At 51.5% G+C, this 7,191-nt stretch carries 8 protein-coding genes; all 8 read right to left on the bottom strand.

Annotation, left to right across the window (positions count from 1 at the left end):
• Nucleotides 1-176: 176 nt before the first annotated feature.
• Nucleotides 177-743 carry a manganese efflux pump gene (locus tag QZR21_RS07250; RefSeq protein WP_296098900.1) on the bottom strand — a complete coding sequence of 189 codons (567 nt, stop codon included), beginning with the start codon at nt 741-743 and terminating at the stop codon, nt 177-179.
• Nucleotides 744-979: 236 nt separating this feature from the next.
• The gene (locus QZR21_RS07245) at nt 980-1,714 is read right to left on the bottom strand and encodes an HAD family phosphatase (protein ID WP_296098898.1); all 735 of its coding nucleotides are present in this window, start codon (nt 1,712-1,714) and stop codon (nt 980-982) included.
• On the bottom strand, nt 1,701-2,699 hold the full coding sequence (locus QZR21_RS07240) for a DUF362 domain-containing protein (protein WP_296974645.1): 999 nt from the start codon (nt 2,697-2,699) through the stop codon (nt 1,701-1,703). Before QZR21_RS07240 ends, QZR21_RS07245 begins: the two co-directional genes overlap by 14 nt.
• A 366-nt stretch (nt 2,700-3,065) precedes the next feature.
• Nucleotides 3,066-3,509, bottom strand: coding sequence for a cupin domain-containing protein (locus QZR21_RS07235; RefSeq protein ID WP_296098893.1), 444 nt, complete (start codon nt 3,507-3,509; stop codon nt 3,066-3,068).
• 314 nt (nt 3,510-3,823) lie between these two features.
• On the bottom strand, nt 3,824-5,197 hold the full coding sequence (locus QZR21_RS07230) for an aminopeptidase (RefSeq protein WP_296098890.1): 1,374 nt from the start codon (nt 5,195-5,197) through the stop codon (nt 3,824-3,826).
• 76 nt (nt 5,198-5,273) lie between these two features.
• Entirely contained in the window at nt 5,274-5,396 is a 123-nt protein-coding gene (locus QZR21_RS07225; protein WP_296098888.1) for a hypothetical protein, read from the bottom strand.
• 12 nt (nt 5,397-5,408) lie between these two features.
• The gene (locus tag QZR21_RS07220; protein ID WP_296098886.1) at nt 5,409-6,560 is read right to left on the bottom strand and encodes a sodium ion-translocating decarboxylase subunit beta; all 1,152 of its coding nucleotides are present in this window, start codon (nt 6,558-6,560) and stop codon (nt 5,409-5,411) included.
• A 148-nt stretch (nt 6,561-6,708) separates the two neighbouring features.
• On the bottom strand, nt 6,709-7,029 hold the full coding sequence (locus QZR21_RS07215) for a phospho-N-acetylmuramoyl-pentapeptide-transferase (protein ID WP_296098883.1): 321 nt from the start codon (nt 7,027-7,029) through the stop codon (nt 6,709-6,711).
• Between the last annotated feature and the right edge of the window lie 162 nt (nt 7,030-7,191).

Genomic DNA, 7,191 nt, shown 5'->3' with positions numbered 1-7,191 from the left:
GGCGGGTCAGCTTTCCTAGCAGCTAGCCGCTAGAAGCTAGCTGCCTCGTGCGAGTGACTCTATTCGCCAGCGCCGAACACAGCAGCTCGACAAACCGCAGTTTGAACGGTTTCCTTCCTCCCTGTTTCCCACTATAAAAGCCTGCAGCCGGTTACGCTGCAGGCCTCTTTTTCACTTTATGACAGGAAAATTTCCACACCGATACCCATCAGGATGATGCCGCCCACAATGGTGGCTTTATCCGCCAGCCACATACCGAAGCGCCGTCCCAGCACGATGCCCAGGAGGCAGATAAAGAATGTAACAATGCCGATGATAAGAGACGCTGCCACCGCCTTTGCCCCATCGTAGGAAGCGATGGTAAAGCCTACGGACAGGGCGTCCATGGAGGTAGCCAGGCCCTGGATGAGAAGGCACTTGAAGTCCGTCTCCGGGCATACCTCCTCTTCCTGCCCCGACAGGCCGTCTTTCACCATGAGAATTCCCAGGGTCAGGAGAAGGATCAGGGAAATCCAGGGAATATAGGGAAGAACGCTTTGGAAAATATCGATGATCCAGTTTACGCAGGCCCAGCCGGCAAGGGGCATGATGAACTGGAAAAAGCCAAAGGTCCCCGCAATGATGCCCATTTTTTTCCATTGCATGGACGGCTCATGGATACCATTGGCCAGGGAAACGGAAAAAGCATCCATGGCAAGGCCCACGCCCAGAAGAATACTGTTTACAAGAAATAAAAAGCCCATGACAACCTCCTGTCTCCATGCCCGGAAGCCATCAAAAAAGAGACTCCGTGCACGAAAAAAGCATGCACGTGAGTCTCGCAATTTCAAGGAAAGCCAGGTAAGAACCAGTATGTTGACTTGCTCCACAGGGTGGCTGCTACTCCCTCACATATTGAGAATCATATCACGTTCCATTCCTGTTGTCAAAGAGAAAATCGAAGGAATCACCGGTCTTTACGGATGATATATATTCTCAATTAGCATTTCTCCAATTCCCTGCAGGCATCGGCGAGGGAATCATACCAGCAGTCCGAAAGCTTCCTGATAGTCTCTCCATCCTCTTCGGAATATCGGTCATACACCACTCCCACCGGTATACCTGCAGCCCGGGCTGCCCGGATGCCGGACAGGGAATCCTCCAGGATGAAACAGTCCTCCCGTCTCTTATGAAGGTCATGGAGGATCCGCTCATGGACCTCCGGTGACGGCTTGATGGCCTTCACGTCTTCCCGGGTATAGATGGCGGTAAAATAATCATCAAAAGCAGCCTTGTCCATGATATTCCGGTTCTCTGTCCGGTAAATGAGGATATTCGGTCTTTTGGTGGTAGTCGCTATGACCAGGGTCTTCCCCAGGCTATGGAGCTTTTTGATGAGCTCCGGCGCTCCCGGTTTGTAATCCACCTGGTTTCTCAGGAAATCTTTGTCAATGGTATGGCGGAGATCCAGGATTTCTTCTTTCGTCAGGGAAGAGCCATACCTCCGGCCCAGGGCACCGCAGTATTCACCGTAGGGATTATCCTTCCCGCTGTATTCGGCCAGCAGGGCATCTCTCCGCTTTCCCACCATCATTTCCTCTTCCCAGGGACCGCCCAGCTTATGGATAAGAATACGGTCGATTTCATTCCACACCCCCATGGATTCCAGAAGAGTGCCATCCAGGTCAAAAATAATGGTATCCGCAGAAAGGAGAAAGCTTTTATTCCCTGACAAAGGGCTTGACCCCCTTTACCGCTTCTTTCGCATCGATCCGCACATCGCCATGGTCCGTATCGATCAGTACATACCGGTCATTGCCCATGCCCATTTCCTTCATGTACGTGAGCTGCCGGAGGCCATGGCGGGACTCCATCCGTTCTACCAGGTCATGATGGTCTTCTTCCTTCATGGCGTACACCATATCCACCGATGCCTGGTCAATGGCCAGAATATCCAGGGATGCCAGGATCCCCACATTCGGGGTCACCACAGGCATGGCGTTCACCCCTTCGCAGTCACAGGAAACGGACATGTTCCGCATGACGTTGATGAAGGCAATATGCTTTCCAAAATAATCTACCGTAGCCTTGGAAGATTCGGTGATTCGTTCCATGAATTCTTCCTTTGCAATGGACCACTGGCCCTGACCGGGATACGTATGGATCATGGCCTTGCCGATGCGGCCGTCAGCGCATCCGATACCGATATTCTTATTGGAGCCCCCAAAGCCGCCCTGTACATGGCCTTTAAAATGGGTGAGCACCAGCATGGAATCGTAGTTGGTCTGGTGGCTTCCCACGGACATTTCTGTGAACCATTTGCCCCCTTTCACCGGAAGCATGGTGGTCCCTTCTTCATCCATAATATCCACCGGTGCAAAGGTCCAGCCATTCACTTCAAGGGTTTTCCGATGCTTTTCCGTGGTATACCGGTCACCGTCATAGTAGGTATTGGTCTCCACAATGTGGGCACCGGGGATTTCCTTTTCCAGCAGTTCCTTCACCCAGGGACGGGGAATAATATTCGGTCCATGCTGTTCTCCGGTATGGAGCTTCACAGCCACCTTCCCGGTCAGGTTTTCTTTGATCCGTTCATACATGCGGACCAGTCCTTCTGCCGACAGGTCTCTTGTAAAGTACACAATAGATTCATTGCCTGTTCTTTCTTCATAGGGGACATAATGGTCCCCGCCGATACCGGCTTTCTTTTCTTCTGCCATGGTTACCTCCTGGATTGATGAATATCAAATGTAGACTGCCCGGACTATTGCGGTTTGTCGAGCTGATGTGTTCGGCGCTGATGGATGATAGAGTCATTCGTGCGGGGGCTTCTAGTTGCCAGCTTCTGGCTTCTAGGAAAGCTGGTCAGCCTACGGCACGAATGACTGGCGGAAACATCTAGTGGAAAGCGCCGCAGGCGGATCAGCTTTCCTAGCAGCTAACAGCTAGAAGCTAACAGTCCCATGCAAATGACTCTGCACACAAACATGCTAACCGCCAATCCTCACCAGCTCGACAAACTGAAATCGGCAGATCTCTCCGATTCCTTCCGCATTATACTCCCTGAAGCTCACTTCAAGTCAAAACTATTTTTCATCCAGAAATGCAGCGGCTTCCGGATTTTTCCGGATTTCCGCTATATCCTCTTCCGTGGGATACACCGGGATATCCCGATCGTGATTCACAAGGCAGAGGAAGCCAAGGATATCCCCCATGTCTGCCTTGAACTGGTGCCACTGCCAGGGAGGAATGGTCATGAAGTCCCCCTCATGCACTTCGTATACCTCATTACCCAGAAGAGCATGGCCTTTCCCTTTGAAAATCAGCACCGCATGCATATGGTGGTGATGTTCAAAGGAAGAAAAGCCTCCTTTTTCCACCTGGAAATACCGGAACTGTACCGGCAGGTCCGCTTCATTGTCAAAAAGGATCTGCTTCGTCACATCCCGGAACACTCCGGGGTTTTCCTTGTAAATATGGGGTTCAATACCATCCCATCGGTTGTTTTCTTTGTGAAAACGATGAATCATGACTGTATCCTCCTGTTTTTCGATTACTGGTATTTTTATTTTAACATAAGGAAAGGGCACTGTTAAAAGGCCAGACAATTTTGCATACTAATGGATAGAGTCCCTGGCTTTAAGGAAGCACTGATTCGCCTACGGCGCTGCCCACCTTTTTTCATCAGTCATTCGTGCCATAGGCCAGCCAGCTTTCCTGGAAGCCAGGAGCCAGAAGCCCCTGCACAAATGACTCTATTCGTTAGCGACGAATCCACCAGCTCGAAGAACTGAAATATTCCCAAAAGAAAACCCGGCGCGTGACGCCGGGCTTTTATTATCCCTTATTTACTTTCAAAGAATGCCTTATAGGCCAGATAGGTCTCATAGGCATCGGCCTTGGACAGGAGATCATAGGGGGAATGCATGGACAGCATAGCTGTGCCGCAGTCCACCACTTCGGCGCCCCAGTCAGCCATCATGAAGGCGATAGTTCCGCCGCCGCCCTGGTCCACTTTGCCCAGTTCCCCAATCTGCCAGCATACGCCGGCTTCGTTGAAAATGGTGCGGACCTTCTGGAGGAATTCAGCGCTGGCATCGTTGCTGCCGGCCTTGCCCCGTACGCCGCCATACTTGGTAAGATTGATGCCGTAGCCCAGGAAGGATGCATTATCCCGTTCCGATACTTCCGGGAACATGGGATCCAGGCAGGCATTTACATCAGCCGAAAGCATTTCGCTGTTCTCCATGGTTTCATAGAAATCAAGGAGTCCTCCCTGTCCCTGGAGAGCAAGGAGCTTCATCACGAACTTTACAAAATAGGAAGATTCCATACCCGTATTGCCATAGGAACCGATTTCCTCTTTATCCGTCAGAAGAGCGGCCTGGGTCTTCACACCGGGCTTGGCATCCAGGATGGCTTCCAGGTTTGCATAGGAGCATACCCGGTCATCCTGTCCGTAGGAAGCGATGAGGGAACGGTCAAATCCCACATCCCTGCTCTTCGTAGCCGGTACCAGTTCCAGTTCCGCCGCTGCAAAGTCTTCCTCTTCGATGCCGTAGGTTTCCTTCAGCATCTTCATGAAAGCTTCCTTCGGCTTCATCTTTCCATCGCCGCTGGTCCAGGCAATGGCCTGCAGCTGTTCACCGGTAACCCCTTCGGCCAGGGGTTTCTTCATCTGGTCCTGGGCCATATGGATGAGGAGATCCGATACGTAGAATATGGGGTCATCTTCCTTCATGCCGATGTTGATGTCTACTTTCTTCCCGTCTTTCGTATAAATGACACCGATCAGGGCCAGGGGGATGGTGGTCCACTGGTATTTCTTGATTCCCCCGTAATAATGGGTGCGGAAATAGACGATCCCATCCTGTTCATGGACCGGGTTTGCCTTCAGGTCCAGGCGGGGTGAATCGATGTGGGAACCCACAATTTTGATGCCCTCATGGACCGGCTCTTTACCGATTACCGCAAGGATCACCGATTTCCCCTTCTGGTTCCAGTACACCTTGTCCCCCGGTTCCAGTTTCTTCATATCGTAGAGGGGCCTGAATCCCTTTGCTTCCGCCTGGCGGATGATTTCCTGTGCCGCCAGCCGTTCTGTCCGGGCGGTATCAAGGAAGGCTTTGTACTTTTCACCGTAATCCATGACGGCCTTCCGTTCTTTTTTATTCATCCGCTGCCATACGGACTTTGTCCTGCTGTATGTTTCTTTCATCGTAAAACCTCCTATAGAGAATGATTATCATAAATCCATTATACTATACGGAGAAAGACTTGCCCACCGTTCCGGATTATTCATCTTTAGAAGGCAGGGTTCCCAGCAGTTTCGTAAGCAGGGCAAAGAGGGCCATCACCACGAAAAGCAGGGGGTAGGCAATGCCCATGAGGAGCAGTGCTGATTCTACACTTGTCATTGAAATTCCTCCTTACATGAGAACAGGGATGAGAGCCATCACGAGGCCGCCGGCCACCACTGAAGCCACCTGGCCGGCCACGTTGACGCCCATGGCATGCTGGATGATATAGTTCGACGAATCCTCTTTGAGGGCCATGCGGGCAATAACCCGGCCGGACATGGGAAATGCGGAAATGCCGCAGGCCCCGATCAGGGGATTCACTTTCTTCTTAAGGAAAAGGTTTACTACCTTCGCAAAAAGGACACCGCCTACGGTATCGAATACAAAGGCCGCCGCCCCCAGGAGAAGAATCTTCAGTACATCCAGGGTCAGTATATTGTCCGCTGTCATGGTGGCTCCCACCGTAATTCCAAGAAGGAGTGTCACCAGGTTAGCCAGCTCATTCTGGGCTGCATTGGACAGGGAATCGGTGACGCCAGACACCTTGAGAAGATTACCGAACATGAGGGCACCGATGAGGGGCACAGAAATGGGGGCCAGGATCCCCGCCACCAGCACCACCATGAGGGGGAAAAGAAACCGGGCAGTCCAGGATACCGGTCTTTCTGCCCGGAATGGCATGCGAATCCGCCGTTCCGCCTTCGTTGTCAGGAGTTTCACGATGGGCGGCTGGATAATGGGAACCAGAGACATATAACAGAATGCCGTCACCGTCAGCGGCGCCAGCAGATCCCGGGCAAATTTCTGGGCCACAAATATGGTGGTAGGCCCGTCCGCCGCCCCGATGATGCCGATGGCCGCTGCCTCATTGAAAGAAAATCCGAAGGCCGCCGCCAACAGGGCCGCCGCAAAAATACCGAAGTGCGCCGCCGCCGCAAAGAGCATGACATAGGGCGCCCGGATGAGGGGATCAAACTCGCACATGGCCCCTACTGCGATAAAAATGAGCACCGGAAACAGCTCATTCGCAATGCCTGCATTGTAAAGGACAGAAAGGAATCCCGGTTCCCCGCCACCGGCAGGAATGACTGCAAAATGGCCGGGAATATTGGCCAGGATACAGCCCACCCCCATGGGAAAAAGAAGGAGGGGTTCATAGTCCTTCTTCACTCCCAGCCAGATGAGAAGCCCTCCGATCAGAAACATGAACCACACCCTGGGGGCTCCCATTCCCAGAACACCGCTGAACAGTTCTCTTGCAATACTTTCCCATGGGGTCATTATTTTTCTCCTTTCCCATGAACCGGGCACAGAAGGATTTATAAAAAAAGGACCTGACATTTTTCAATGCCAGGTCCTCTGTAAGGATCATCTGATTTTCCTGCCCCTGTGCCATACGCAGGAAATGAAATATGAAATTATATCTTTCTTATAAATTATAACCGAAAATTGGGAGAATGACAAATACCAGAAGTGCCCAGATCACGCCGGAAGCGATAAAAATACCGGCAGTAATGGCAATCCCCTGCTTCGTATTCGGTACGCCGAGAAGGCTGAAATTGCCAAATACCCCGCGGCGGACCATGAATCCGTTGGACTTTCTCTGCTTGAACCATTTCAGCTTATTTTCCTGGCCGATACTGTAAGCCACAATCACGGCTACAATGGAGGCCACCAGCCAGTACAGGAGAAAACGGCCCGCATGGAAATCCTGGACTCCGGACAAATCAATCAGTTTCATACTATCCATATATATACTGCACCATCCTTAATCGCTACCTTTACATCTTCCCTATTATATAGTAAGAATGAGTTTTTTGCAATTTGTCCGGGCCATGGGTTGGCAGGCGGTCAATCGATATTTCAGTTTATCGAGCTGTTAGGGCGATGCTTACGGATAGAGTCATTCGTG

Origin of the sequence: uncultured Dialister sp., from assembly GCF_900541605.1 — a bacterium.
Lineage (GTDB): Bacteria > Bacillota > Negativicutes > Veillonellales > Dialisteraceae > Dialister.
Note: the sequence above shows the minus strand (reverse complement) of the source record. Positions and strands in the feature narration are given on the sequence as shown.